The sequence below is a fragment of the Aquabacterium sp. genome (genome assembly GCF_029946005.1).
Taxonomy (GTDB): domain Bacteria; phylum Pseudomonadota; class Gammaproteobacteria; order Burkholderiales; family Burkholderiaceae_C; genus Aquabacterium.
The window spans coordinates 265,153-289,080 of the sequence record NZ_JAQSDR010000002.1; the positions used below are offsets into that span (position 1 = coordinate 265,153).

A 23,928-nucleotide genomic window follows, 5' to 3' on the forward strand; every position below is an offset into this window, starting at 1 on the left:
GGGTCAGTCCTTCAACAGTTCGACCACCTTGGGTGGGATGCCACCCATGGAGCCGGCGCCCATGCAGATCACCACGTCGCCATCGCGCGTGTTGTGCGCGATGGCGCTGGGCAACTCGGTCATGTCGTCCACGAACAGGGGCTCGACCTTGCCAGCCACGCGCACCGCGCGGGTCAAGGCCCGGCCATCGGCGGCCACGATGGGTTGCTCGCCAGCGGAGTAAACCTCGGTCAACAGCACGGCATCGGCCGTGCCCAGCACCTTCACGAAGTCCTCGAAGCAATCGCGCGTGCGGGTGTAGCGGTGCGGTTGGAAGGCCAGCACCAGGCGTTGACCCGGGAAGGCACCGCGCGCCGCGCTGATCACAGCCGCCATCTCGACCGGGTGGTGGCCGTAGTCGTCGATCAGCGTGAACTGGCCGCCATCGGCCGCGCGCAACTCGCCATAGCGCTGGAAGCGACGGCCCACGCCGGTGAACTCGGACAAGGCCTTGGCGATCGGCTCGTCTGGCAGCTCGATCTCAGTGGCCACGGCAATCGCCGCCAGCGCGTTGAGCACGTTGTGCACGCCGGGCAGGTTCAGGGTGACGGGCAGATCGGGCATGACGATGCCATTGCGGCGCTGGACCACGAAGCGCATCTGACCGCCCGGCAAGGCTTCGACATCGACCGCGCGCACTTGGGCGTCTTCACCAAAGCCATAGCTGATGACAGGGCGAGAGATCAGCGGGATGATCGAGCGCACGCCCGGGTCGTCCGCGCACAGGATGGCCGCGCCGTAGAAGGGCATGCGGTGCAGGAAATCAACGAAAGCCTGCTTCAGCTTGGCGAAGTCATGGCCGTAGGTGTCCATGTGATCGGCATCGATGTTGGTGACGACCGACAGGATGGGCAGCAGGTTCAGGAAGGAGGCGTCCGATTCGTCGGCCTCGACCACGATGTAGTCGCCCTTGCCCAAGGCCGAATTGGCGCCCGCGCTGTTGAGCTTGCCGCCAATCACGAAGGTCGGATCGACGCCGGCCTCGGCCAGGATGCAAGTGACCAGCGACGTGGTCGTCGTCTTGCCATGCGTGCCCGCAATGGCAATGCCGCGCTTGAGGCGCATCAACTCGGCCAGCATGACGGCGCGCGGCACCACGGGGATGCGCTTGGCGCGCGCGGCGATCACCTCGGGGTTGTCGCCCCGCACGGCGGTGGACGTGACCACGGCTTCGGCACCCAGCACATGGTCGGCATCGTGCCCCATGAAGACCTTGATGCCGAGCGAGGCCAGGCGACGCGAGGTGGCGCTGTCGCTCTGGTCCGAGCCGGACACGGTGTAGCCCAGGTTGTGCAGGATCTCGGCGATGCCGCTCATGCCGGCCCCGCCGACGCCAACAAAGTGGATGTGTTTGACGGCGTGCTTCATGCGGACGCCTTTTTCGAGCTGGTGTTCACAAGTTTCTCGATTTCATTGGCGACGGCTGCGGCCGCATTCGGGCGGGCCAGGGCCCTGGCCTGGGTGGCCATGGCCTGCAGGCCGTCACGTGTCAGGGCCTGCAGGCGCTGGGCCAGCGAGTCGGCCGTCAGCTCGGCTTGCGGCAGGTGCACGGCGGCGCCATGCCCGGCCATGTAGGCGGCGTTGTCGCGTTGGTGCGAAGTGGTCGACACCACCAACGGCACCAGAATGCTGGCCACGCCAGCGGCGCACAACTCGCTCACGGTGATGGCGCCAGCCCGGCAGACCAGCACATCGCAGTCGGCCAGGCGCTGCGCCATGTTGTTGATGAAGGGCACGACCTCGACGTCGCGCACGGTGTCCAGGCCCAATGCCGCGTAGTCGGCCTTGACGTCGTCGAAGTTGGCCATGCCGGTCTGGTGGGTGACCTTGGGCCGCTGGTCTGCGGGAATCTTCGCCAAGGCCTGGGGCAAGACCTTGTTGAGCGTGACCGCGCCCAGGCTGCCACCGACCATCAGCACGCGCAAAGGACCGCTGCGGCCCTGGAACCGATCGGTCGGCATGGCGATGGCCTCAATCTCGGCCCGCACCGGGTTGCCGGTGACGCGGGCCAGCTTGGTGCTGTTGGCCGCCGGGCCGTCGAAGCCGAAGGCCACCGCGTCGGCGACCGGCAGCAAGGCCCGGTTGCTCATCAGCATGGCGGCATCGGCATTGACCAGCACCAGTGGCAAGCCGCGCGCCGCCGCCATCATGCCGCCGGGGAAGCACACATAGCCGCCCATGCCCAGCACGACCGACGCCTTGCGCTTGCCCAGGATGTTGAAGCACTCGGTGAAGGCTTTGAGCAGCCGCATGCCGCCGGTCATGGTGTGCACCAGGCCCTTGCCGCGCAAGCCATTGAAGGAGATGGTGTCCAGTGGGATGCCGGTGGGTGGCACCAGGCGGTTCTCCATGCCCGCCTCGGTGCCCAGCCAGCTGACGGTCCAGCCGCGCGCTTGCAACTCTTTGGCCACGGCCAGGCCGGGCATGATGTGCCCGCCGGTACCGGCGGCCATGATCACGAGGTGGTGCGCCGTGCTCATGCGCGACCTCCGCGCATCAACTGCCTGTTTTCAATGTCCACCCGCAGCACGATGGCCAGCGCGATGCAATTGAGCATCACGCCCGAACCGCCATAGCTCATCAGCGGCAAGGTCAGGCCCTTGGTGGGCAACACGCCCAGGTTCACGCCCATGTTGATGAAAGCCTGGCCACCCATCCACACGCCCACGCCTTGCGCGACCAGGCCGGAGAACACCCGGTCCAGCGCGATGGCCTGGCGGCCGATGTGGAACAGACGGCGCACCAACCAGAAGAAGGCACCGATGACGATGGCCACGCCAATGAAGCCCAGCTCCTCGCCAATCACGGCCAGCAGAAAGTCGGTGTGGGCCTCGGGCAGGTAGTGCAGCTTCTCAAGGCTGGAGCCCAGGCCTTCGCCAAAGATCTCGCCACGGCCAAAGGCGATCAGCGAGTGGGTCAGCTGGTAGGCCTTGCCCAGGGCATTCTTCTCATCCCACGGATCGAGGTAAGCAAAGATGCGCTCGCGCCGCCAGGGGCTGAGCGACACCATCAACGCGAAGGCACCCACCAGCACGGCCGTGATCAGGAAAAACATGCGCCCGTTGACGCCGCCCAGGAAGAGGATGCTCATGGCAATCACAGCGATCACCATGAAGGCGCCCATGTCGGGCTCGGCCAACAACAGCAGGCCCACCACGGCCACGGCCACCGCCATCGGCGCCACGGCGCGGAAGAAACGCTCCTTCACTTCCATCTTGCGCACCATGTAGTCGGCCGCGTAGAGGGTGATGGCCAGCTTGGCCAATTCAGAAGGCTGGAAGTTCATCACGCCCAGCGGCAACCAGCGGCGAGCGCCATTGACGCCCTTGCCCACATGCGGGATGAGCACCAACATCAACAACAGCAAAGACAGCACGAACAACCAGGGTGCCACCCGCTCCCACGTCGACAAGGGAATTTGCGTGACCACGGCTGCGACCATGATCGACAGGATGAGGAAGAACAGGTGTCGGTGGAAGAAATAGGTGGGCGTGTACTTGGCGAACTTGGGGCTGTCCGGCAAAGCGATCGACGCTGAATAGACCATGATCAGGCCCAGGGCCAACAGCGACAGCACCACCCACACCAGCGACTGGTCGAAGCCCATCACCTTGGAGGGCTGGGCCAGGATGTTGATGCGGTCGCGCACGGGCAAGGCACCGTGGCCCTCGCCATGCTGGCCACGCCAGTTCGACACGCGATCACGCAAGCCGCCCAGCCAGGCCCTTGGGTTGAAGGCGCTGGCGTTCATGCGACCTCTCCCCGCTCGATGGCCAACTCGCGCACGGTGTCGATGAACACCTGGGCGCGGTGGCCGTAGTTGCGGAACATGTCCAGGCTGGCGCAGGCGGGGCTGAGCAGCACGGCATCACCCGGCTGGGCCTGCTCGAAAGCCCAGCGCGTGGCGGCCTCCAGGCTGTCGTGGCCTTGCAGGCGCAGAGGCTCGCCGTTGGCATGGTGCGCGCCTGACAAGACCTCTTGCAGGGCCGGGCCATCGCGGCCGATCAAGGCCACAGCGCGCGCGTAGCGCCCCACCGGGTCGACCAAAGGTTCGAAGTCCTGGCCCTTGCCATCGCCCCCCAGGATCAGGACCAGCTTGCCGGGCGACAGGTCGGAGCCCAGGCCCTGCAGCGCGGCCACGGTGGCGCCCACATTGGTGCCTTTGCTGTCGTCGATGGCATCAATTCCAGCCACGGTGGCCACATGCTCCACGCGATGCGGCTCGCCCCGGTATTCACGCAAGCCATGCAGCATCGGTGCCAGCGGACAACCCACTGCGGTAGCCAGGGCCAAGGCCGCCAGCGCATTGGACGCGTTGTGGCGGCCACGAATCCGCAAGGCGTCGGCCGGCATCAGACGCTGCAGGATGAGCTCTTCCTCGTCGCCCTTCTTGCGCTTGATGGTGGGGTCGGCCTCCAGGGCACGCATCAACCAGGCCATGCCGCTTTCAGTGACCAGGCCGAAGTCGCCGGGACGCTGTGGCGCATCCAGGCCAAACTTGACCAAGTGGCGGTGCAGCACCTTGGCCGGACGGCCGCGGGCGACGGACTTGATGACCTCGGGCTCGGGCACCATCGCCAGCACGGCCGGGTCATCGCGGTTGATGACCATGGTGGCCTGCTTGCCGTAGATGCGGGCCTTGGCGGCCGCGTAGGCCTTCATCGTGCCGTGCCAGTCCAGGTGGTCCTGCGTGATGTTCAGCACCACGGCTGCGCTGGGCTCGAAGTTGCTCACGCCATCCAGCTGGAAGCTGGACAACTCCAGCACCCAGACCTCGGGCAGGACTTCGAACACCGGGGCGGAAGGTGGCGGCGGGGTCAGGACGATCAAGGGCGCGTCGGCATCATCCGGGATCACGGTGGGTGCGGGTTCCTCGCTGGGGACGTCCAGTTCGCGCTCAGGTTCCGGTTCGTGTTCGGCATCAGGCGATGCATCTTCAGGTTTCAGCGCAGCGTCGGCGGCGACTTCAGGCAGCGATTCGGCCACCACGGTTTCTTCGTCGGTGGCTGGAGCGGCCTCGGCAACGGGTGCTTCGATCTCGCCCACCGGCTCAGGCTCCAGGTCCAACGCCGCACCCAAGGTGTCCAGCAAGGTCGGGCCAATGTTGCCGGCCATGCCCACGCGCTTGCCCGCCCGCTCGATCAACTGCGCGGTCAACGAGGTCGTCGTGGTCTTGCCATTGGTGCCGGTGATGGCGATCACCTTGGGCGCGTAAGCCCGATCAACTTTCAGGTCAGCCAGGGCGGAGGCGAACAGCGACAACTCGCCGCGCACCGGGATGCCCAGTTCATCGGCTTTCTCCATCAGGGCGGCCACCTCGGGCGAAGTGGGTGCCAGGCCTGGGCTCTTCAACACCAGCTTGACGCCGTCCAGCAACTCCAGCCCCAGCCCCACGTGCAAGGTGGCACCCGGCACGTCCTGCGCCAGCGTGGCGGCCTGCGGTGGCGCCTCGCGCGTGTCGGCCACGCGCACGGTGGCCCCGCAACGCGCACTCCAGCGCGCCATGGCCAGGCCGGAGTCGCCCAGACCCAGGATCAGCACGGTGATGTCGCGGAGGTAGTGCATGTGTTCGTGGCGGTGCGGCTCAGCGCAGCTTCAAGGAGGACAGGCCCAGCAGGCACAAGAGCATGGTGATGATCCAGAAGCGGACCACGACCTGCGTTTCTTTCCAGCCGGACTTTTCAAAGTGGTGGTGCAAGGGCGCCATCAGAAATATGCGGCGGCCCTCGCCAAATTTCTTCTTGGTGTACTTGAAGTAACCGACCTGCACCATGACCGACAGCGCCTCCAGCACGAAGACACCGCCCATCAGGGCCAGCACGATCTCCTGGCGCACGATCACGGCGATGGTGCCCAGCGCGCCGCCCAGCGCCAACGCGCCGACATCGCCCATGAACACCTCGGCCGGGTAAGCGTTGAACCATAAAAAGGCCAACCCCGCCCCCGCCATCGCGGCGCAAAAAATCAACAGCTCGCCCGCCCCCGGGATGTGCGGCAGCAGCAGGTATTTGGAGAACACGGCGTTGCCCGTGACGTAGCAGAAGATGCCCATCACGGAGCCCACCATCACCACCGGCATGATGGCCAGGCCGTCCAGGCCATCGGTCAGGTTGACGGCATTGCTGGTGCCCACGATCACGATGTAACTCAGCACGATGAAGCCCCACACGCCCAGCGGGTAGCTCACGGTTTTGAAGAAGGGCACGATCAGATCGGCCTTGGGCGGCAGGTCGTTCGAGAAGCCCGAACCAATCCAGCGGAAGAACAACTCGAGCACGCGCAGGTTGTTGGTCTCGGACACGCTGAAGGCCAGATACAAGGCCGCGATCAGGCCGATGACCGACTGCCAGAAGTACTTCTCGCGCGAGGGCATGCCTTCGGGGTCTTTGTGCACCACCTTGCGCCAGTCGTCGGCCCAGCCAATGGCGCCAAAGCCCGTGGTCACGATCATCACGATCCACACGAAGCGGTTGGACCAGTCGAACCACAGCAGCGTGGACACACCGATGGCCAGCAGGATCAACGCGCCGCCCATGGTGGGCGTGCCGCGCTTGGTCAGGTGGCTTTGCATCGCGTAGTCGCGGATGGGCTGGCCGATCTTCAACTCGGTGAGCTTGCGGATCAGAGCGGGGCCCAGCGCCAGTCCGATCAGCAAGGCGGTCATGGCCGCCATCACCGAGCGGAAGGTCAGGTACTGGAAGACGCGCAGGAAGCCCCATTCGGGGTGCAGCACCTGCAGCCATTCGGTCAGGCTAAGCAGCATGGGCACCCCCCAGCAGCACAGCGACGACTTGTTCCATTTTCATGAAGCGAGACCCTTTGACCAGGACCGACGCGGCTTCAGGCGCCCCGGTCTTTGTGTGGAGCGCGGCCACGATGTCGGCGGCGCTGTTGAAATGACGGGCGTGGGCACCAAAGGCCTGGGCCGCGTGTGCGCACAAGCTGCCAGCGGTCCAGAACTGCTCGATGCCGCGCTCATGGGCGTAGCGCCCCACCTCTTCGTGGAAGGCCGGGCCTTGGTTGCCCACCTCGCCCATGTCACCGAGCACCAGCCAGTGCGGGCCCGGCAGGCCGGCCAGCATGTCGATGGCGGCGCGCACCGAATCCGGGTTGGCGTTGTAGCTGTCGTCGATCAAGGTGACATCGCGGCCCTGGCGCTGGATGCCGTGCAATTGCGATCGGCCTTTGACCGGCTCGAAGGCCTGCAAGCCCGTCACCACGGCGGTCAAGGGCGCGCCCGCCGCCAATGCAGAGGCGGCGGCGGCCAGCGCGTTGCGCACATTGTGGGCACCGGCCATGGGCAGCTTGACGCTGGCCTGGCCGGCTGGCGTGCTCAGCGCGATCACCCAATGCGGTGCGGGCAAGCTTTGCCAGGTGGCCTGCCCGGTGACAGCCGCGGGGCCTTCGGTGGCGAAGTCGATCACACGGCACCCGTCGGCCAGCTTGCGCCAGATCGGCGCGTGCTCATCGTCGGCCGGGAAAACCGCCACACCGCCGCGCGACAAAGCCTGCAGCACGGCCCCGTTTTCACGCGCCACAGCCTCGACCGTGTGCATGAATTCCTGGTGCTCGCGCTGGGCGTTGTTGACCAGGGCCACCGTGGGCGCGGCGATGGCCGACAGCTGGGCGATCTCGCCGGGGTGGTTCATGCCCAACTCGACCACGGCGCAACGGTGCTTGCCTTCGCGCAAGCGCAGCAAGGTCAGCGGCACGCCGATCTCGTTGTTGTAATTGCCTTGCGTGGACAAGGCCGCCTCAGGCAGACCTTGCTCGACCACCCAGGCCCGCAGGATCGAGGCGATCATCTGCGTGACGGTGGTCTTGCCATTGCTGCCGGTGACGGCGATCAAGGGGATGTCAAAACGCGAACGCCAACCCGAGGCCAGCCAACCCAAGGCCGCGCGCGTGTCGCTGACGGTCAAGCCGGGCAGGCCTGAGCTGTCCAGGCCGCGCTGCACCAAGGCGGCCACGGCACCCGCCTCCTTGGCTTGCGGCAGAAAATCGTGTGCATCGAAACGCTCACCACGCAGGGCCACGAACAGGTCACCCCGTTGCAGGGTGCGGGTGTCGGTGTGGGCGCGCAGCAAAGGGGTGGCCGGGTCACCGGACAAGGTCGAACCCGGCAAAAGCTGTTGGGCCAGGCCGAGGGTCATCATGGGTGCACTGCCTTGAACAGAGGTGCCAAAACGGCTGACCAAAGCCTGGGTGGCCTGGTCGGTGTCGGAAAACGGGGTCTTGACGCCCGCCACTTCCTGGGTGGTTTCATGACCCTTGCCAGCGATGAGCACCACGTCCTTGAGATCGCAGCGCGAGATCGCATCGGCAATCGCTTCAGCGCGGTCGTCCAGCACGTCGACGTCGTCGTGGCGCGCGATGCCCGCCATGATCTGCGAGAGGATGAAGCAAGGCTTTTCATCGCGCGGGTTGTCGCTGGTCAGCACCAGGTGATCGGCGAACTGCTCGGCGATCGCACCCATCAGCGGGCGCTTGATCGGGTCGCGGTTGCCGCCACAGCCGAACACACACCACAGCTGACCACCCCGGGCCTTGGCCAAGGGCGACAAGGCGCACAGCGCTTTCTTCAAGGCATCGGGCGTGTGTGCATAGTCGACCACCACGACCGGCATGCCTTCTGGCGCGACGTTGGGCAGGGACACCTGCTGCATGCGGCCCGGCACGGGCGTGAGGTTTTCGCAAGCGGCCACGGCCTGGCTCAAGGGCACGCCCAAGGCGCGCAAGGCACCGATCACCGCCAGCAGGTTCGAGGCATTGAACTCGCCCACCAGGTGGGTGTGGACCTCGACATGGTCCAGCGTGGCGTCCAGATCGGCATCGCGCTCGACCAGGGTGAAGCCCATGCCCTCGGCGTGGTGCGTCAGGCCCGTGGCCTGCAGGCGGGCCGTGTGCACCAGGCCGTAAGTCCACAAATCAAGGCCGCGCGCGCTCACGCCGTCGGCCAAGGAGCCACCCGCAGGGTCGTCCAGGTTGACCACGGCGGCGCGCAGGCCCGGCCAATCGAACAAGGCCCGCTTGGCCTCCCAGTAGGCGGCCATGCTGCCGTGGTAATCCAAGTGATCCTGCGTGAAATTGGTGAACTGGGCCACGCTGATGCGCGTGGCGCCCAGGCGCTGCTCTTCGATGCCGATGGACGAGGCCTCGATCGCAGCGGCTTGGCAACCCTCATCCACAAAGTGGCGGAAGGTGGCGTGCAAAGTGATGGGGTCGGGCGTGGTCAAACCCGTGGGGACGAAGTCGCCCGCGCCCGGCTGACCGACCCCCAGCGTGCCAATGACACCGCAGGTGCGGCCCACGGCGCTCAGGGCCTGCGCAGTCCACCACGAGGTTGACGTTTTGCCATTGGTGCCGGTCACGGCCACCACATCCAGTTGCGCGCTGGGCTCGCCAAAGAAGCCATGGGCGATCTCGGCGCTGGCAGCTTTCAAACCCTTGAACGCGGCCACGCGGGCATCGCTGAAGCCAAAGGCCTGAACACCCTCGGCCTCGACCAGGCAGGCACGGGCCCCATCCTGCAAGGCTTGCTTCACGAAAGCACGACCATCACGCGCCGCACCAGGCCAGGCAATGAAGCCCACGCCCTGCCGGGCTTGTTCGGCCACCGCGCGGCTGTTCACCGTGAGCGACTTGACGCCTTGTTGGCGCAGCCACGCCAGGGCGTCATCGACAGAAGTGAGGATCAGCAGCGAGGCGCCCATCAGAAGCTTTCCTCCACGCTTTGCATGGCCGTGATGTCGGGCCGCACGTCCAAGTCAGGCATCACGCCCAGGCGGTTCAGGGTTTGCTCGACCACCTGACTGAACACAGGGGCGGCCACATCACCGCCGAAGTAGACGCCATTGCCCGGCTCGTCCACCATCACCGCGACCACGATGCGCGGATGGCTGATGGGCGCGATGCCCACGAACCACGAGCGGTACTTGTTGCCGGAGTAGCCCTTGCCTTCTTGCTTGTGCGCCGTGCCGGTCTTGCCACCCACGCTGTAGCCCATGGCCTGGGCCTTGGGCGCCGTGCCCCCATTGGCGGTGACCATGGCCAGCATCTTGCGGACTTCGCGCGCGGTCTCGGGCGAGAACACACGCGTGCCGCGCACGGGCACCAGGTCGTCCGCCGGTGCGCTCTGGCCTGGCTTGTAATCGGCACGCACGGCGAGCTTTTTGGGCGTGGCGGTGTCATCGGCCTCATCGCGTTTGAGCAGGCTGATCGGGATCAACTCGCCATCACGCGCGAACACGGTGTAGGCCTGGGCCAGTTGCAGCAGGCTGGCCGACAGGCCATAGCCATAGCTCATCGTGACCTGCTCGATGCGGCGCCAGCTTTTGTAAGGACGCAAGCGACCCGTGACCACGCCGGGGAAGCCGATCTGCGGCTTCTGGCCCATGCCCACCGCCGTGAACAGCTCCCACATTTCCTTGGGCTGGAACTGCAGCGCCATCTTGGCCGTGCCAATGTTGCTGGACTTCTGAATGACCTGCTCCACCGTCAGGTCGCCGTGCGGGTGCGAATCGGTGATGGTGGCGCCATCGATGGTCATGCGCCCATTGCCGGTGGATATGATCGTGTCGGGCTTGACGCGGTTGGTTTCCAGCGCCCAGGAGATGATGAAAGGCTTCATCGTGGAGCCGGGCTCGAAGGTGTCCGTCAACGCCCGGTTGCGCAACTGCGCGCCCGTCAGGTTGCGCCGATCGGAAGGGGTGTAGCTGGGCACGTTGGCCAGGGCCAGCACTTCGCCGGTCTGGGCGTCCAGCACGACCACGCTGCCCGCCTTGGCTTTGTGAAACGCCACGGCATCGCGGATGCGCTGGTAGGCGTAGAACTGGATCTTGGCGTCGATCGACAAACGGATTTCGCGGCCATCGTCGGCGGGGATCAGATCACCCACAGACTCGACCACGCGGCCCAGCCGGTCCTTGATGACGTGGCGCACGCCATCGCGGCCGATCAACTGCTTTTGATAGGCCAGCTCGATGCCTTCCTGGCCTTCGTCCTCAATGTTGGTGAAGCCCACGATGTGCGCAGCGGCTTCACCTTCGGGATACTGGCGCTTGGTTTCCTTGATCTCGTGCACGCCCTTGATGCCGAGCGCGGCCACTTGCTGGGCCACGCTGTCGTCCACCTGTCGGCGCAGCCACGCAAAATTCTGGTTGCCATCAAGTCGCTTTTTCAGCTCGGCAGACTTCATGTTCAGCAGCTTGGCCAGCGCCTTGAACTGCGCGGGCGTGGCCTCGAAATCCTTGGGGATGACCCACAGCGAAGGCGAGGGCACGCTGGACGCCAGCAACTCGCCATTGCGGTCCAGGATGCGACCACGGTTGGCGGGCAGCTCGATGCGGCGCTCGTAGCGACTGGCACCTTGCTGCAGGTAGAAATCGTTGTGGATGATCTGGATCCAGGCCGCGCGTCCGATCAGCACGGCAAACCCCAGGCCGATGGCACCGATCAGAAATTTCACGCGCCAAGGTGGCGTGCGCGAGGCCAGCAAGGGGCTGGTGGCGTAACGCACCGTGGGCATGGCCGAGGCGTTCTGGCGGCGCGGCAGGCGGCGCAGCTTGCGGATCAGGTCACCCACGCGGCTCATGGCGTGGCCTCCGCTGGCGAAGAGGCCGCTTCATTCACATAGTGCGTGACGGCAGGCGTGGCGCTGAACATGCGCAGCTTTTCGCGGGCCAGTTTTTCAACGCGCAAAGGCGTGGCCTGCGCACGCTTGTCCAACAGCAAACGTTCGCGGTCGCTTTGCAACTCATGGTCGCGGCTCTGAGCCTTTTCCAACTCAACGAACAAATGCCGAGACTCGTAGCTGGAGCGGATCAACCAGACGCAGCTGAACAGCAGCATCGCCACGAGGAGCAGATTGAGCCGCGCCATCACTTGCGCCCGCCCTTGTCGCGCTTGCCACGCGCCTTGCCCGCACCTTCAGGCTGCGCCAGCTCATGCGACCAGGGCACATCGGAGCGCTCGGCTACTCGCAGCACGGCGGAACGCGAGCGCGGATTGCCATCCACCTCGTTGTAAGACGGTTTGATGCGGCCCAGCGAATGCAGCAGTTTGGCCTTGGGCGGCGCGAAGGGCGCGCGGCGATCGACCTCGTCGCGGCTGTGCTTGGCGATGAAGGTTTTGACGATGCGGTCTTCCAGCGAGTGGAAGCTGATGACCGCGAGGCGACCGCCAGGGGCCAGCATCTTCAAGGCTGCCTCCAGCGCGTCTTGCAGTTCCCCAAGCTCGCGGTTGACGTGAATCCGTAGAGCTTGAAAGGTGCGCGTGGCGGGGTTCTGCCCGGCTTCACGCGTTTTGACCGCACCAGCCACGACGTTGGACAACTCGGCCGTGGTTCGCACGGGCTGTCCTGCCTCGCGGCGAGCCACAAGCGCCTTTGCAATCGGGCGAGCAAACCGTTCTTCTCCATAGGTCTGAATCACCTCGGCCAGTTCATCGATGGAGGCATGGGCCAGGTAGTCGGCCACGCTCTCGCCCTGCGTGGTGTCCATGCGCATGTCCAGCGGCGCATCGAAGCGGAAGCTGAACCCGCGCTCCGGGTTGTCGATCTGCGGCGACGACACGCCGATGTCCATCAGCAAGCCGTGCACGGGGCCCAAGCCCAACTCGCTGACCACCTCGCCCCAATTGGAGAAGGCGGCATGTTCGATGCGAAAGCGTGGGTCGGTGATGGCCTGCGCACCGGTGGTCGCGTGGGCGATGGCGTCCGGATCGCGGTCCAGCGCCAGCAGCCGGGCTTGCGGGCCCAGTTGCGACAGGAGCAGACGCGAGTGGCCGCCGCGCCCAAAGGTAGCGTCCACGTAAAGACCTTGCGGATGCGGGCCCACTTCCGGATCCCACAAGGCATTGACCGCCTCGGTCAGCAGGACGGTGGTGTGCTGCCAAGGTGTTTGCTCCTGGTGCATCGCGGTCAGAAGGTGAAGTCTTGCAGGGCGTCGGGCATGGCCTGGGCCATGACTTCGGCCTCGTGCGCGGCGTAGCGCTGGGCATCCCACAGTTCAAAATGGCTGCCCATGCCCAGCAACATCACTTCCTTGCTCAAACCGGCGGCGGCGCGCAACTCAGGCGAGACCAGGAAGCGCGAGGCGCCATCGATCTCGACGTCCATCGCGTTGCCCAGAAAGATGCGCTTCCAGCCGGAGGCGGACATGGGCAAGGCGGCCACTTTGTCGCGGAAGGTCTCCCAGGCGGGGCGAGGGAACACCATCAGGCAGCCTTCTGGGTGCTTGGTCAGGGTGAGTTGCCCTTCGCACAGGGCCTGCAGGACGTCACGGTGCCGCGCAGGCACGGCCAACCGTCCCTTCGCATCCAACGCCAACGCCGAAGCACCCTGAAAGACCAGACTCACACAAAACTCCACAAAAGTGCACTAAATCCCACTTTAACCGATCACCTCCCCCGAAACAAGGGGAGAAGTGAAAAAATCTTCAATGAAATCAAAGACTTAGGAAGTTTTTGCAAGAAGATTCACAGAAAAAAAGTCCTTATGAAATAAGGACTTGCAATGGTGTGTGGAAGTGAAAAATGAAGAATCACCCCTGAATGGCTGGGGTTTCCACGTTCAGACACACATTGGAGCTTGTTCAGCCGAATCGATCGTTCTTAAGATGCGCCGACCCTTTTCACAGGGTTGATCACCCACAAACTGAGGAATTCGCCATGCTGAACAAACTCGCTTCATCTGCCCTGGCCTGCATGGTGCTGAGCAGCACTGCCCTGGCTCAATCAGCCCCCATCGTCAGCCCGATGCCCTTTTCCAGCCACTACATCGTGACGCGCGTGGATCTGCGCAAATGCGCTTACCCGGTGTGCGGCGGTTATTTCGTCAAGGCGGTGAACCGGGCGCTGACCCGCTGCGCCAATGGCACTTTGCAAAAGGATTGCCATGTAGCCACCCTGGATGCCAGCGCCTTGCGCTGGTCGGCCGACGACCGCGAAGCCTTCGAGCAATCGTTCATCCCCGGACAGGCGCTGGCTGGCGGCAAACTGGTGGCCTTGAAAAACAGCATCGGCAAAGTCGACACCCTGGTGATCTCCGAAGCGTGGGTGGGTCAGGCCTTGAGCAAACCTTCCGGGGTGTTCTCCGCCTTGCGGAACAGCGGCGTCGTCTGCATCACCACGCCTTGCCCGTCCGTCACGGAGAAGGTGCTCAACTACCCCATCAGCCGCAACATCCATGGACTGGACCTGGCCGCCTCGGGGGCCAAACCTGATCGGGTGGACGCCGGCTTTCAGGCCTTGGGCAGCACGGCGGTGTTGGCCGCGGGTGAACACCGGGCCATCACCGGACCGGCAGGCGAGGGACAGGTGTTCGTGGCCAGCGAGTTCTACCTGCCCTTCGCCCCGGCCAAAACGCGCTGATCTTTTCTGCCAGCGAGTGGGTGTTTATGGCGACAGGCGGGCATTCATCCTCTGCCATGGTGTTTTCCAACCCCGTGCTTGAGGGGCCGCCGCCGCCTGGCTCAATTTTCTGGCGGAAAACCCTTTGCAAAACTGCTTGGTCCCTTTGTCAGACTACCCATCAGCGATTAACCGATTGCTGATAACCGGATCGCGTTTTAGCGACCGATGCCTGACAACTCTCCGGAGAGACCATGAACTGCACCTTTTTGCGCAAGCCCTCCTTGACCCTGCCACTGGCCGCTTTGACCTTGGCGATGACGAGCGCCTATGCCGCCCCTACCGTCGGCCCCGCTGGCATCGCTTTCTACACAGCCCCAGCGTCCACCCCGAGCGGTGTCCACGGCGACCTGATCTCCTACCGCAGCACCACGGTCAAGCTGGGCGCCACTGCGCCAAGCACCAAAGCCTGGGCCGTGATGTACAAGTCGACCGACTCGCTGGGCGCGCCCAATGTTGTCACCGGCACCGTGCTGGTGCCCGTCGCCCTGTGGACTGGTGGCGGCACACGCCCCACCGTTTCCTACGCCGTCGGCACGCACGGTTTGGCCCAAAATTGCGCACCTTCGCTGCAAATGGTGGGTGGCACTGACTATGAAGCAGCCAACATCACCGCCGCCCTGAAGGCCGGCTACGCCGTGCTGGTGTCCGACTACCAGGGTTACACCACGGGCAGCACCCCCACCTACCTGGCCGGTGCCTCGCAAGGCAATGCCGTGCTGGACATCGTCCGCGCCGCGACCCAGATCCCGTTTGGCGGCATCAGCGCCAGCACCAAGACCGCCGTTTGGGGTTACTCGCAAGGTGGCCAAAGCGCCGCCTGGGCCGCCCAACGTCACGCCGCCTATGCCCCAGGTGTGAACCTGGTGGGCGTGGCCGCTGGCGGTGTCCCCGCTGACTTCCTGCGCACGGCCGACTACCTTGATGGCAGCGCAGGTGCTTCCTTCCTGTTCGGCGGAGTGATTGGCCTGGCTCAACAATACCCGACCGCCATCCCGCTGGACACCTTGACCAACGCTGCTGGCCAAGCTGCCATCGCGAAGGGCAAGACACAGTGTGTGTTCGAGTCCCTGTTCGAGTTGATGAACGACAACCTGTCCGACTACACCTTGGGCAACAAGACGCTGGACGAGTTGACGGCCATCCCCGCCATCAACGCGACCTTGCGGGCGCAGGACTTGGGCGGCGACAAAGTCTCCGTGCCGCTGTACCAATACCACGGCAAGGCTGACGAGTTCATCCCGATCGACCAGGCTGTGAACCTGAAGAAGGCCTATTGCAGCAAGTTCTCCAACGTCAGCTTCGACGTGTTCCCCAGCGAGCACATCGTGACCCAGTTCCAGGCTGCACCCACCGTGCTGACCTGGTTGGGTGACCGCTTCGCGGGCAAGGCTGCCGTCAGCACCTGCGCCACCACAGCGGCCGACCCTCAGTCCACCGCCAATCCAAGCGGCGGCAACTTCGTGGTCACGCTGGACAAATGGCCACTGACTGCCACCGTCGGCCTGAAGGGCCTGGCGCAAACGGTGACCCTGCCGGCCACGTCGACCTTCTCGGCCAACGCGGACGTCACGGCCAAGCGCCTGACCGGTGACCTGGTGGTGCCTGACTTCAAGCAATCGCTGAAGATCCTGGGCATTGGCTCGGCCGTCGGTCTGCGGATCACGCCAGTGGGCCAGGCCACGGGCACCGTGGCCCTGGACAACCAAGGCCAACTGAACATTGACGGTGTCGTCTACGCCAACATCACCATCACGTCGCTGTCAGGCATCTCCTTTGGCGAATGCAAGACCGTCACGCCGGTGGCCTTCCCCATCAAGTTCACGGGCCCCGTCTCGTCGCTGGGCAATGGTGGCTTGAGCTTCTCCGGCACGACCACCTTCCCGCAAATCAAGGGTTGCGGCATCTCGGCCATCCTGTCGGCCTTCATGTCCGGCCCTGGCCAGACCTACTCGTTCGCCGTGGCACCTCCCGCACCAGTGAAGTATTGATGCGTTTTTGCTGACACTTTTGTCGGCCCTGAGCCCCTCCCCATGGAGGGGCTTTTTTCATGGACGGCAGCTCCCATTGGCCCACTAAGCAAAGGTCCTCCCCCCGAACAGGGGAGTGGGGCGACCGCACCGTGCGATAGTTGGCACGGCTGGGGCCAAGCCGCCAGGCCGCGCAGGTTTTCCGGCCAGCGATTCGCTGATCATGGAATGGCCCCATTCCTTGTTCTTCACGAACCGCGCCGCATGCTGCCTTCTTCACCCTTGTCCACCGATGAGCCGACCTTGCTCACACAGGTCGATGAGGCGCTGCGTGCACCGCGTCGCTTGCTCAGCTTCGAACCAGGCATCGAACGGCGTTTTCGCGACGCGTCACGCCGCGAACGGCTCAAGGCCACGCAACTGGCCGGCGTGTTGATGAGCGCGTTCATGTGCCTCTTCCTGCTGGCGGATCACGCCATGACGCCAGACGTCTTCACCGTCGCGCTGTGGCTGCGCTTGGGCTTCGTGGCCGTGGTCGCCCTGCTGACCGCCCTCACCTTCAAATGGAACGTGGGCCGCAGGGCACCTGATTGGCAGGCCGTGGGCATTGGCTTGACCATCGTCGGCCTGAACCTGTACCTGCTGTCACTCAGCACCAGCCCGCTGCGGCAACTGGTACTGCTGGGGAGCGCCCTGGTGATCCTCTACCTCAACGTGATCCTGCGCCCCCGCTTTCAACTGGCCGCCCTGGCCACCGGTTTGATGTTGGTGGCCTTGACTTTCACCGGCGTGTCGCTGCCCGAAGCCTTGCTGGACCTGCGGCTGCTGCTGCCCGTGCTGGCGGCCATCTTCGCCACCGCCAGCTGCAGCCTTTACTTTCTGTACCACCTGGAAGCCGAAGAGCGCCACAACTACCTCATGAGCCTGCGCCACCGCTTGCTGAGGACACGTTTGGCGGGCATCAACGCCAAGCTGGACCAACTGGCGCGCCTGGACCCCTTGACGCTGCTGGCCAATCGCCGACACGCCGACGAGCACCTGGGCCAGCTGTGGCAACGCGCGCAACATGACCATGGCCACTTGGCCGTGCTGATGATGGACATCGACCACTTCAAGGCTTACAACGACCGCCACGGCCACCCGGCGGGCGACGCCTGCCTGCGCGCCGTGGCCCAAGCCCTGAAGCACGACCTGCGCCGGGCCGGGGACTTGCTGGCCCGCTATGGCGGCGAAGAATTCATCGCCGTGCTGCACGATGTGCCTCCCGACGAAGCCCTGAAGACCGCCGAACGCATCGTCCAGGCTGTGCGCAACCTGAATGCCGCTCACGAAGACTCGCCCAGCCAGCGCGTGACGATCAGCGTCGGCCTGTGCAACGGCCAGATCGGCGGGGGCGAGGTCTCGGTCCAGGATTGGGTGGCCGCCGCCGACCAGGCTTTGTACGATGCCAAGCGCAGCGGGCGGGACTGCGTGCGCCAGGCCACCGCGCGGCAAGGCCAGGCGGCCGCATGAACGACGCGTTGAAGGCCGAGCTGGCGCACGCCTTGTCGATCAAACGCATCGGCCTGCGGTTTGCACCCGCACTGGAAAACCAGTTCAAGCAAGACCTTGGTCCCCAGCGTACGCAGGCGGCGCTGGTCAGTGGCGGCTTCGGCCTGGTGCTGTACGTGTCTTTCCTGTTGGTCGATTGGCTGGTGGTGCCCGATGTGTTCGAGTTGGCATTGACCTTGCGCCTGGCCGTGATCACGCCGCTGGGCCTGGTGACCATCTGGCTGGCCACTCGAAACATGGCGCGGCTGGTGGCGTTGTTCGGCCCCGCTTTCGCGGATTGGACCGCGGTCGTCAGCGGCTGGGCGGCGGCGGGCACCTTGTTGGCGCTGCTCATGGCCAGCCACAGCCCGCACGCTTATTTCTACCACGCAGGCCTGGTGATGGTGCTGCTGTACGCCACCCTGGTCCAGTCCACGCGCTTCGCAGTGGCGGTGGTCACGGCCACCGGCATCCTGGCCATGCATGGGGTGGCCGGGCTGCTCGGCGCACCCATGCCGACCGCGATCGTGGTGCCCATGGTGGACATGGTGCTGTTTGCGGTGGGCATCAGCCTGTTGGCCAACTACCTCGCGGAAAAACGCCACCGGCGCCGCTACCTGCTGGGATTGCAGGACCAGCTGATCCTGGCGGAGCTGCAAACCGCCCAGGAAGAATTGCAGCGGCTGTCACGCAGCGATGCGCTAACCCAAGTGGCCAACCGCCGCCACTTTGACGAGCACCTTGAGCTGGCCTGGTCGCGGGCCAGCCTGGACGGCTCGCCTTTGTCCATGCTGATGATCGACGTGGACCACTTCAAGGCGTACAACGATTTCTACGGACACCAGGTCGGCGACGCTTGCCTGAAATCGATTGCCGAGGCCTTGACCAACAGCACGCGGCGACCGAACGACCTGGTGGCGCGACTGGGCGGCGAAGAGTTCGGCGTGCTCTTGCAACAAGCCAGCGAACAGACCGCACGCATCACCGCCGAGCGCGTGCGCGAAGCCGTGGCCGCGCTGCGCCTGCCGCACGAACGATCCAGCACGGCCGAATGGGTCACCGTGAGCGTGGGGCTGGTCACCGTGCGCGCGGAAGCGCCCCCGGCCGGACCGCAAGCGATGGTCTCCCAGGCCGATCAGGCCTTGTACGAGGCCAAGCGCGAAGGCCGCAACCGCGTCAAGGTGGTGGTGGCGTGAGCGGCTTGGCGGCCAGCAGGCGGCGAATGGTTTGCAACAGTTGGGGTGTGGCCACTGGCTTGACCAGGCGCTCCACGAAGCCCGCCTGCAGGGCACGCACCAGGTCTGATTCGGCGCCATAGCCGGTCACTGCGATCAAGGGGATGTGTCGCGTGCGCTCATCCGCCTTGAGTCGGCTGGCCAACTCGTACCCGTCCATGGAAGGCAAGCCAATGTCGAGCATGGCCAACTCGGGCACAAACTCGTCCAGCACAGCCAAAGCGGCCAGGCCATCGTGCGCGGTGCGGACTTCATATCCCATGTCGCGCAAGACCAGCGCGACGGTTTCGGCGGCATCCTGGTTGTCATCGACCACCAGGATGCGCTCCTGGCCTTGCAAGGCCGGGTCCCGGACATCTTCGATTTGGGCCCACGCAATGATGGCATCCATGGGCAACAAAGTGATCGTGAACGTGCTGCCCAGGCCAGTCCCCTGGCTGGTCGCACTCACACGCCCGCCGTGCAGCTGCACCATGGTCTTGACGATGGCCAGGCCCAGGCCCAAACCGCCGGATCCACGGTGGATGGCCTGCTTGCCTTGGGTGAACAGGTCAAACACCTGCGGCAGCAACTCGGGCGCGATGCCGTTGCCCTCGTCACGCACCGACAGCGTCACGGCATCAACGCCGTGGGTCAAGCTCACCTCGATCAAACCATCGGGGGGTGTGAACTTGGCCGAGTTGCTGAGCAGGTTGCTCACCACCTGCACCAGCCGGACCCAGTCACCCCAGACCATGACTGGCTGGTCGGGCATCTCAAAGCGGACGGGCCGGGCTCGCGAATCCAGCAAGGGCTTGGTCAACTCCACCGCCTGGTCCACCACGGCCTTCATGTCCACCGGTTCGCGCCGCAACTCAATCTTGCCCTGCGTGATGCGGGACACGTCCAGCAGGTCGTCCACCAGTCTGACCATGTGCTTGACCTGGCGCTCGATGATGCGCCGCTCGAACTCATGGGCATGCGCATCCCGGCGCGACATCAGGTGCAGCGCGGTGACGATGGGCGACAAGGGGTTGCGCAGTTCATGGCCCAGCATGGCCAGGAACTCGTCCTTCGCCTGGTTGGCCGTCTGCGCCTGCAACATGGCAGACTGCACCTCGGCGTGGGCCACCCGCTCGGCGGCGAGCAGGCGTTCGCGCTCGGCCTCGCTGTGGGCGCGCTGGCGGGCCGCATCGAACAAGGCATCGCCCACTTCCTGGATCTCGCTGATGTCACCCCTGGGCACTTGCACCAGTTGACCCTGGCCCAAGGCTTGCGCGGCATCGCGCAATTGCCCCATCGGCCCATTGATGCGGCGCGCCATGGTCAAGGCGGCCAGCAAGCCGATGACCACGGACAGCAGCACGCCGCCGCCATAGGCCAGGAGGGATTGGGTGGCACCGACGGTCATCTCGGCGGCGGGCACCGCCACGGACACCGTCCAGCCAAACTCCCGCTGGTGCGTGAACGCGGTGTAGACGTCCTCGCCTTCCAGCGTCTGGGTGCGGCCAATGCCTTCCTGACCACCTTTGGCGAGCAGCAACAGCAAAGAGGCCGACGGCGGCGAGCCCAGGTATTTCTCGTGCGCGCGTGAACGGGCCACGCGCCTGTTCTGGGCGTCCCACACCGACACCAGCCAGTTCTTGGGCACCTGCTGACGCTCGATCAAGGCCTTCAAGGCCTCGGGCTTCAACACGGCCGTCAGCACGAAGGCCAGTTGCCCGTCCCGGATGACGGGCACCCGCACTGGGACGCCCCAGTTGCCGGCATAGCCCTCTGTAAGGACGCCCACCACGGGTTGGTGATGCTGGATCAACCATTGAAAGCTGTGAGGCTCAAGCGTGCGCAAATTGCCCCGGGATTGGCCCATCGGCAGCGGTTTGCCCAAGGCCATGACCGCACCGTCCGGGCGAGCCAGCATGACTTGCACCCATTCGGGCCGCGTCTTCAAAACATCGCTGGCCACCGCCTCGAAAGCCGAGGCATCCAGATCCGGACGCAGCCCAGGCGTCGTGGCCAAGGTTTCAAGGGCTGAAATGCTCAGCCGCAACTCGCCCCCCACCGCAATGCTCAGGGCCCGGGCCAAGTCGATGCTGGCGCGTTCAGCTTGCAGACGTTGCTGGGTCACCAAGGCCTGCAAACCGATGCCCGAGGCCAGGGCCAGGGGCAGGATCGCGCCCAAAGCCAGCAGGAAAAGGCGTCACTGGAGGGGAACGCGACGTGCCGAATCGGGCGTGGGCATGGAAGGAGACTTCAAAGTGTGACAACTGTTGCACGCATGATAGTCAAATTCGCATTTCCCAAGCTGAACCACAATGCATGACGGGCACTCCAATTGCTCACGAAGGCATTCACCCATGGGACACCAAAGCTGACATGAATTCACCACTGCGCCAGGCCTTGATCTGGCTGATGTTGGCCATTGCGGCCCTCGCCGTTGCGGCGGCCGTGTTTGTGGGCTACCAAGTCACCCAAGCCCCCCCCGTCACCGAGTTGAAAACCACCAAAGTGCCCGAGCCCAGCGTGATCCTGTCGGCCGATGGCAAAACCATTGGCCGCTTCCAGGAGCAAAGGTCGCAGCCAGTCACCCTGACGCAAGTGTCGCCCTACGTGACCCAGGCCCTGATCGCCACCGAAGACCACCGCTTCCGCGAACACCATGGCGTGGACTGGCTGCGCAGCATCAAGGCCATTTTGCGCACCGCCACCGGCCGCATGGAAGGCGGCTCCACGCTCACCCAGCAACTGGTGCGCAACCTCTTCCCTGAGGACATTGGCCGCTCGCGCAACCTGGGCCGCAAGGTCAAGGAGATCGTCACGGCCCTGCGCATCGAGCGCATCTACACCAAGGATCAGATCCTGGAGGCCTACCTCAACACGGTGCCCTTCCTGTACAACGCCGTGGGCATCGAGGCCGCCGCCCACACCTATTTCGACAAGCCCGCCATCGAGCTGGACGCGGCCGAAAGCGCCACGCTGGTGGCGATGCTCAAAGGCACCAATTACTACAACCCGGTGCTGCACCCCAAACGCGCCAAAGCCCGTCGTAATTTGGTGCTGGCACAAATGCTCAAGCGCGGCGTGCTCTCGCAGGAAGACCACGACCTGGCGAGCGCCGAAGAGCTGCAGGTCACCCTGACCCACCAGTCGGTGGACCTGGACATGGCCCCGCACTTCGCCGCCCATGTGCGCAAATGGCTGGACGATTGGGCCGACACGCATGACCGCGACCTGGCCCGCGAAGGCCTGATCATCCACACCACGCTGGACTCGCGCCTGCAAGAGGCCGCCACCAAAGCCGTGGAGCGCCAGACCGAGGCCCTGCAGAACGTGGCCGATGTGGAGTGGAGCGCCGCCTCGATGCCGGTCATCTCGCGCACGCTGGACAGCTACGCGCAGGCCAGCAAGGCCAAGGCCTTTGACCACTTCTGGCGCCAGCACCCCACGCTGCTGGCCGATGCCGCGCGCCGCACGCCCGATTACCGCCAACTGATCAAAGCTGGCAACACCCCGGCCGCCGCCTTGATCTCCGTGCAGGGCAATGCCGAACTGATGGCCAAGGTTCGAACCAGCAAGACCCGGCTTGAAGCCGGCTTCGTGGCCGTCGATCCCCGCAATGGCGCCGTCAAGGCCTGGGTGGGCAGCCGTGACTTCGATGATGAGCAGTTCGACCACGTGGCCCAGGCCGCGCGCCAGCCCGGCTCCACCTTCAAGCCCATCGTGTATGCCGCCGCTTTGGAGTCCGGCATCCTGACCACCCGCACCTACGTGGACACCCCCATCGCAATTCGCCTGGGCAATGGCAAGGTCTGGCGGCCCACCGACATGTCGGGCAGCACGGGAGAGTCCATGACCATGTGGCAAGGCCTGGTCTTGTCCAAAAACACCATCACCACCCAGGTCATGCAGGACGCCGGCCTGCCGCGCATCACCGCGCTGGCCAAAGCCATGGGCATCACCGACAGCGAGCTGGACCCGGTGCCCTCCATGGCCCTGGGCACCAGCCCCGTCACCCTGCTGGAGATGGCCACCGTGTACGCCACCATCGCCAGCGGCGGCGAGCACAAGCAGCCCTACTTCGTTGAGCGCATCACCGACAAGCAAGGCAAAGAAGTGGCCGTCTTCGGCCCCAACAAAGTGGACCGGGCCTTGTCGGCAGAGACGGTCAACAACCTGATCGACATGATGCGCGGCGTGGTCACCTACGGCACCGGCACCATGCTGCGCACGCGCTTCGTGCCCGAGGGCGACCTGGCCGGCAAGACCGGCACCACACAAAACAACACCGACGGCTGGTTCATGGTGATGCACCCGCAGCTGGTGACCGGTGCCTGGGTGGGCTTCAACGACCAGCACGTCACCATGCGCGGCAGCTATTGGGGCCAAGGTGGCCACAGCGCCCTGCTGCTGGTGGGGGATTTCTTGCGCACCGCCTTCAAGCAGAAATTGGTTGATTCGCAAGCGACCTTCGCCAGCCCACGGCGCCCCCCGGTGACCGGCAACGGCGAATGGAACCCCACCAGTGACGAGGTTGACGAAAGCGCGCCCCTGCTGGATTCGGAAGGCAACCCCATCACCACCGATCCGGCGGGCGAGCAGCCGCTCAACCCCGCCATGGACAACGATGACGAGGATGGTGGTGCGCCCAAGACATCGGAGGAACTGGATCAGTTGGTGAACCGGCTGGGCCGCTCGTCGGACAACCGCCCAGTCCTCAGCCCACCTCCGGTGCCGGAGCGGACCCTTGAGCCCACCCGGCCGTGATC

At 65.0% G+C, this 23,928-nt stretch carries 16 protein-coding genes; 5 read left to right on the forward strand and 11 right to left on the reverse strand.

Going from position 1 to position 23,928, the window contains the following annotated elements; genetic code table 11:
* Window positions 1–3 precede the first annotated feature (3 nt).
* The 10 genes from murC to mraZ all read right to left on the reverse strand — a co-directional run bounded on the left by murC (window position 4) and on the right by mraZ (window position 13,390).
* Window positions 4–1,407 (reverse strand): UDP-N-acetylmuramate--L-alanine ligase, encoded by a 1,404-nt coding sequence (gene murC / locus PSV38_RS01510; RefSeq protein WP_300544038.1) that lies wholly within the window; start codon window positions 1,405–1,407, stop codon window positions 4–6.
* Window positions 1,404–2,519 carry an undecaprenyldiphospho-muramoylpentapeptide beta-N-acetylglucosaminyltransferase gene (murG, locus tag PSV38_RS01515; RefSeq protein ID WP_300544041.1) on the reverse strand — a complete coding sequence of 372 codons (1,116 nt, stop codon included), beginning with the start codon at window positions 2,517–2,519 and terminating at the stop codon, window positions 1,404–1,406. The genes murC and murG overlap by 4 nt, the downstream gene beginning before the upstream one ends.
* Window positions 2,516–3,790, reverse strand: coding sequence for a putative lipid II flippase FtsW (gene ftsW, locus PSV38_RS01520; RefSeq protein WP_300544045.1), 1,275 nt, complete (start codon window positions 3,788–3,790; stop codon window positions 2,516–2,518). The genes murG and ftsW overlap by 4 nt, the downstream gene beginning before the upstream one ends.
* Entirely contained in the window at window positions 3,787–5,604 is a 1,818-nt protein-coding gene (gene murD, locus PSV38_RS01525) for a UDP-N-acetylmuramoyl-L-alanine--D-glutamate ligase (protein ID WP_300544048.1), read from the reverse strand. The genes ftsW and murD overlap by 4 nt, the downstream gene beginning before the upstream one ends.
* A 19-nt stretch (window positions 5,605–5,623) precedes the next feature.
* Window positions 5,624–6,802 (reverse strand): phospho-N-acetylmuramoyl-pentapeptide-transferase, encoded by a 1,179-nt coding sequence (gene mraY, locus PSV38_RS01530; protein ID WP_300544050.1) that lies wholly within the window; start codon window positions 6,800–6,802, stop codon window positions 5,624–5,626.
* The gene (gene murF / locus PSV38_RS01535) at window positions 6,792–9,752 is read right to left on the reverse strand and encodes a bifunctional UDP-N-acetylmuramoyl-L-alanyl-D-glutamate--2,6-diaminopimelate ligase MurE/UDP-N-acetylmuramoyl-tripeptide--D-alanyl-D-alanine ligase MurF (RefSeq protein ID WP_300544052.1); all 2,961 of its coding nucleotides are present in this window, start codon (window positions 9,750–9,752) and stop codon (window positions 6,792–6,794) included. Before murF ends, mraY begins: the two co-directional genes overlap by 11 nt.
* Complete coding sequence (locus PSV38_RS01540) at window positions 9,752–11,566, reverse strand: penicillin-binding protein 2 (RefSeq protein WP_300544326.1); 1,815 nt, start codon at window positions 11,564–11,566, stop codon at window positions 9,752–9,754. Before PSV38_RS01540 ends, murF begins: the two co-directional genes overlap by 1 nt.
* A gap of 62 nt (window positions 11,567–11,628) precedes the next feature.
* The gene (gene ftsL / locus PSV38_RS01545; protein WP_300544054.1) at window positions 11,629–11,919 is read right to left on the reverse strand and encodes a cell division protein FtsL; all 291 of its coding nucleotides are present in this window, start codon (window positions 11,917–11,919) and stop codon (window positions 11,629–11,631) included.
* The gene (rsmH, locus tag PSV38_RS01550; RefSeq protein ID WP_300544056.1) at window positions 11,919–12,953 is read right to left on the reverse strand and encodes a 16S rRNA (cytosine(1402)-N(4))-methyltransferase RsmH; all 1,035 of its coding nucleotides are present in this window, start codon (window positions 12,951–12,953) and stop codon (window positions 11,919–11,921) included. The genes ftsL and rsmH overlap by 1 nt, the downstream gene beginning before the upstream one ends.
* Before the next feature lie 5 nt (window positions 12,954–12,958).
* The gene (mraZ, locus tag PSV38_RS01555) at window positions 12,959–13,390 is read right to left on the reverse strand and encodes a division/cell wall cluster transcriptional repressor MraZ (RefSeq protein WP_230180713.1); all 432 of its coding nucleotides are present in this window, start codon (window positions 13,388–13,390) and stop codon (window positions 12,959–12,961) included.
* 317 nt (window positions 13,391–13,707) lie between these two features.
* Between mraZ and PSV38_RS01560 the strand changes: the two genes are divergently transcribed.
* From PSV38_RS01560 to PSV38_RS01575, 4 genes are all read left to right on the forward strand, one after another.
* On the forward strand, window positions 13,708–14,409 hold the full coding sequence (locus PSV38_RS01560) for a DUF6748 domain-containing protein (protein ID WP_300544058.1): 702 nt from the start codon (window positions 13,708–13,710) through the stop codon (window positions 14,407–14,409).
* A 233-nt stretch (window positions 14,410–14,642) separates the two neighbouring features.
* Entirely contained in the window at window positions 14,643–16,439 is a 1,797-nt protein-coding gene (locus PSV38_RS01565) for a lipase family protein (protein ID WP_300544060.1), read from the forward strand.
* A gap of 243 nt (window positions 16,440–16,682) precedes the next feature.
* On the forward strand, window positions 16,683–17,930 hold the full coding sequence (locus tag PSV38_RS01570; RefSeq protein WP_300544062.1) for a GGDEF domain-containing protein: 1,248 nt from the start codon (window positions 16,683–16,685) through the stop codon (window positions 17,928–17,930).
* On the forward strand, window positions 17,927–19,144 hold the full coding sequence (locus tag PSV38_RS01575) for a diguanylate cyclase (RefSeq protein WP_300544065.1): 1,218 nt from the start codon (window positions 17,927–17,929) through the stop codon (window positions 19,142–19,144). The genes PSV38_RS01570 and PSV38_RS01575 overlap by 4 nt, the downstream gene beginning before the upstream one ends.
* On the opposite strand, the gene PSV38_RS01580 is transcribed toward PSV38_RS01575, so the two are convergent.
* Entirely contained in the window at window positions 19,125–21,344 is a 2,220-nt protein-coding gene (locus PSV38_RS01580) for an ATP-binding protein (RefSeq protein WP_300544067.1), read from the reverse strand. The two genes, PSV38_RS01575 and PSV38_RS01580, sit on opposite strands and share 20 nt — an antisense overlap.
* A 194-nt stretch (window positions 21,345–21,538) precedes the next feature.
* Between PSV38_RS01580 and PSV38_RS01585 the strand changes: the two genes are divergently transcribed.
* Entirely contained in the window at window positions 21,539–23,926 is a 2,388-nt protein-coding gene (locus tag PSV38_RS01585; RefSeq protein WP_300544069.1) for a transglycosylase domain-containing protein, read from the forward strand.
* The last annotated feature ends 2 nt before the right edge of the window (window positions 23,927–23,928 follow it).

Bases quoted from the DNA above. Each gene is read 5' to 3' on its own strand.
- ftsW (WP_300544045.1), bottom strand. From the start codon at position 3,790: ATGAACGCCAGCGCCTTCAACCCAAGGGCCTGGCTGGGCGGCTTGCGT.
- murF (WP_300544052.1), bottom strand. From the start codon at position 9,752: ATGGGCGCCTCGCTGCTGATCCTCACTTCTGTCGATGACGCCCTGGCG.
- rsmH (WP_300544056.1), bottom strand. From the start codon at position 12,953: ATGCACCAGGAGCAAACACCTTGGCAGCACACCACCGTCCTGCTGACC.
- mraY (WP_300544050.1), bottom strand. From the start codon at position 6,802: ATGCTGCTTAGCCTGACCGAATGGCTGCAGGTGCTGCACCCCGAATGG.
- PSV38_RS01540 (WP_300544326.1), bottom strand. From the start codon at position 11,566: ATGCCCACGGTGCGTTACGCCACCAGCCCCTTGCTGGCCTCGCGCACG.
- PSV38_RS01585 (WP_300544069.1), top strand. From the start codon at position 21,539: ATGAATTCACCACTGCGCCAGGCCTTGATCTGGCTGATGTTGGCCATT.
- murC (WP_300544038.1), bottom strand. From the start codon at position 1,407: ATGAAGCACGCCGTCAAACACATCCACTTTGTTGGCGTCGGCGGGGCC.
- PSV38_RS01560 (WP_300544058.1), top strand. From the start codon at position 13,708: ATGCTGAACAAACTCGCTTCATCTGCCCTGGCCTGCATGGTGCTGAGC.
- ftsL (WP_300544054.1), bottom strand. From the start codon at position 11,919: ATGGCGCGGCTCAATCTGCTCCTCGTGGCGATGCTGCTGTTCAGCTGC.
- murG (WP_300544041.1), bottom strand. From the start codon at position 2,519: ATGAGCACGGCGCACCACCTCGTGATCATGGCCGCCGGTACCGGCGGG.
- PSV38_RS01575 (WP_300544065.1), top strand. From the start codon at position 17,927: ATGAACGACGCGTTGAAGGCCGAGCTGGCGCACGCCTTGTCGATCAAA.
- murD (WP_300544048.1), bottom strand. From the start codon at position 5,604: ATGCACTACCTCCGCGACATCACCGTGCTGATCCTGGGTCTGGGCGAC.
- PSV38_RS01565 (WP_300544060.1), top strand. From the start codon at position 14,643: ATGAACTGCACCTTTTTGCGCAAGCCCTCCTTGACCCTGCCACTGGCC.
- PSV38_RS01570 (WP_300544062.1), top strand. From the start codon at position 16,683: ATGCTGCCTTCTTCACCCTTGTCCACCGATGAGCCGACCTTGCTCACA.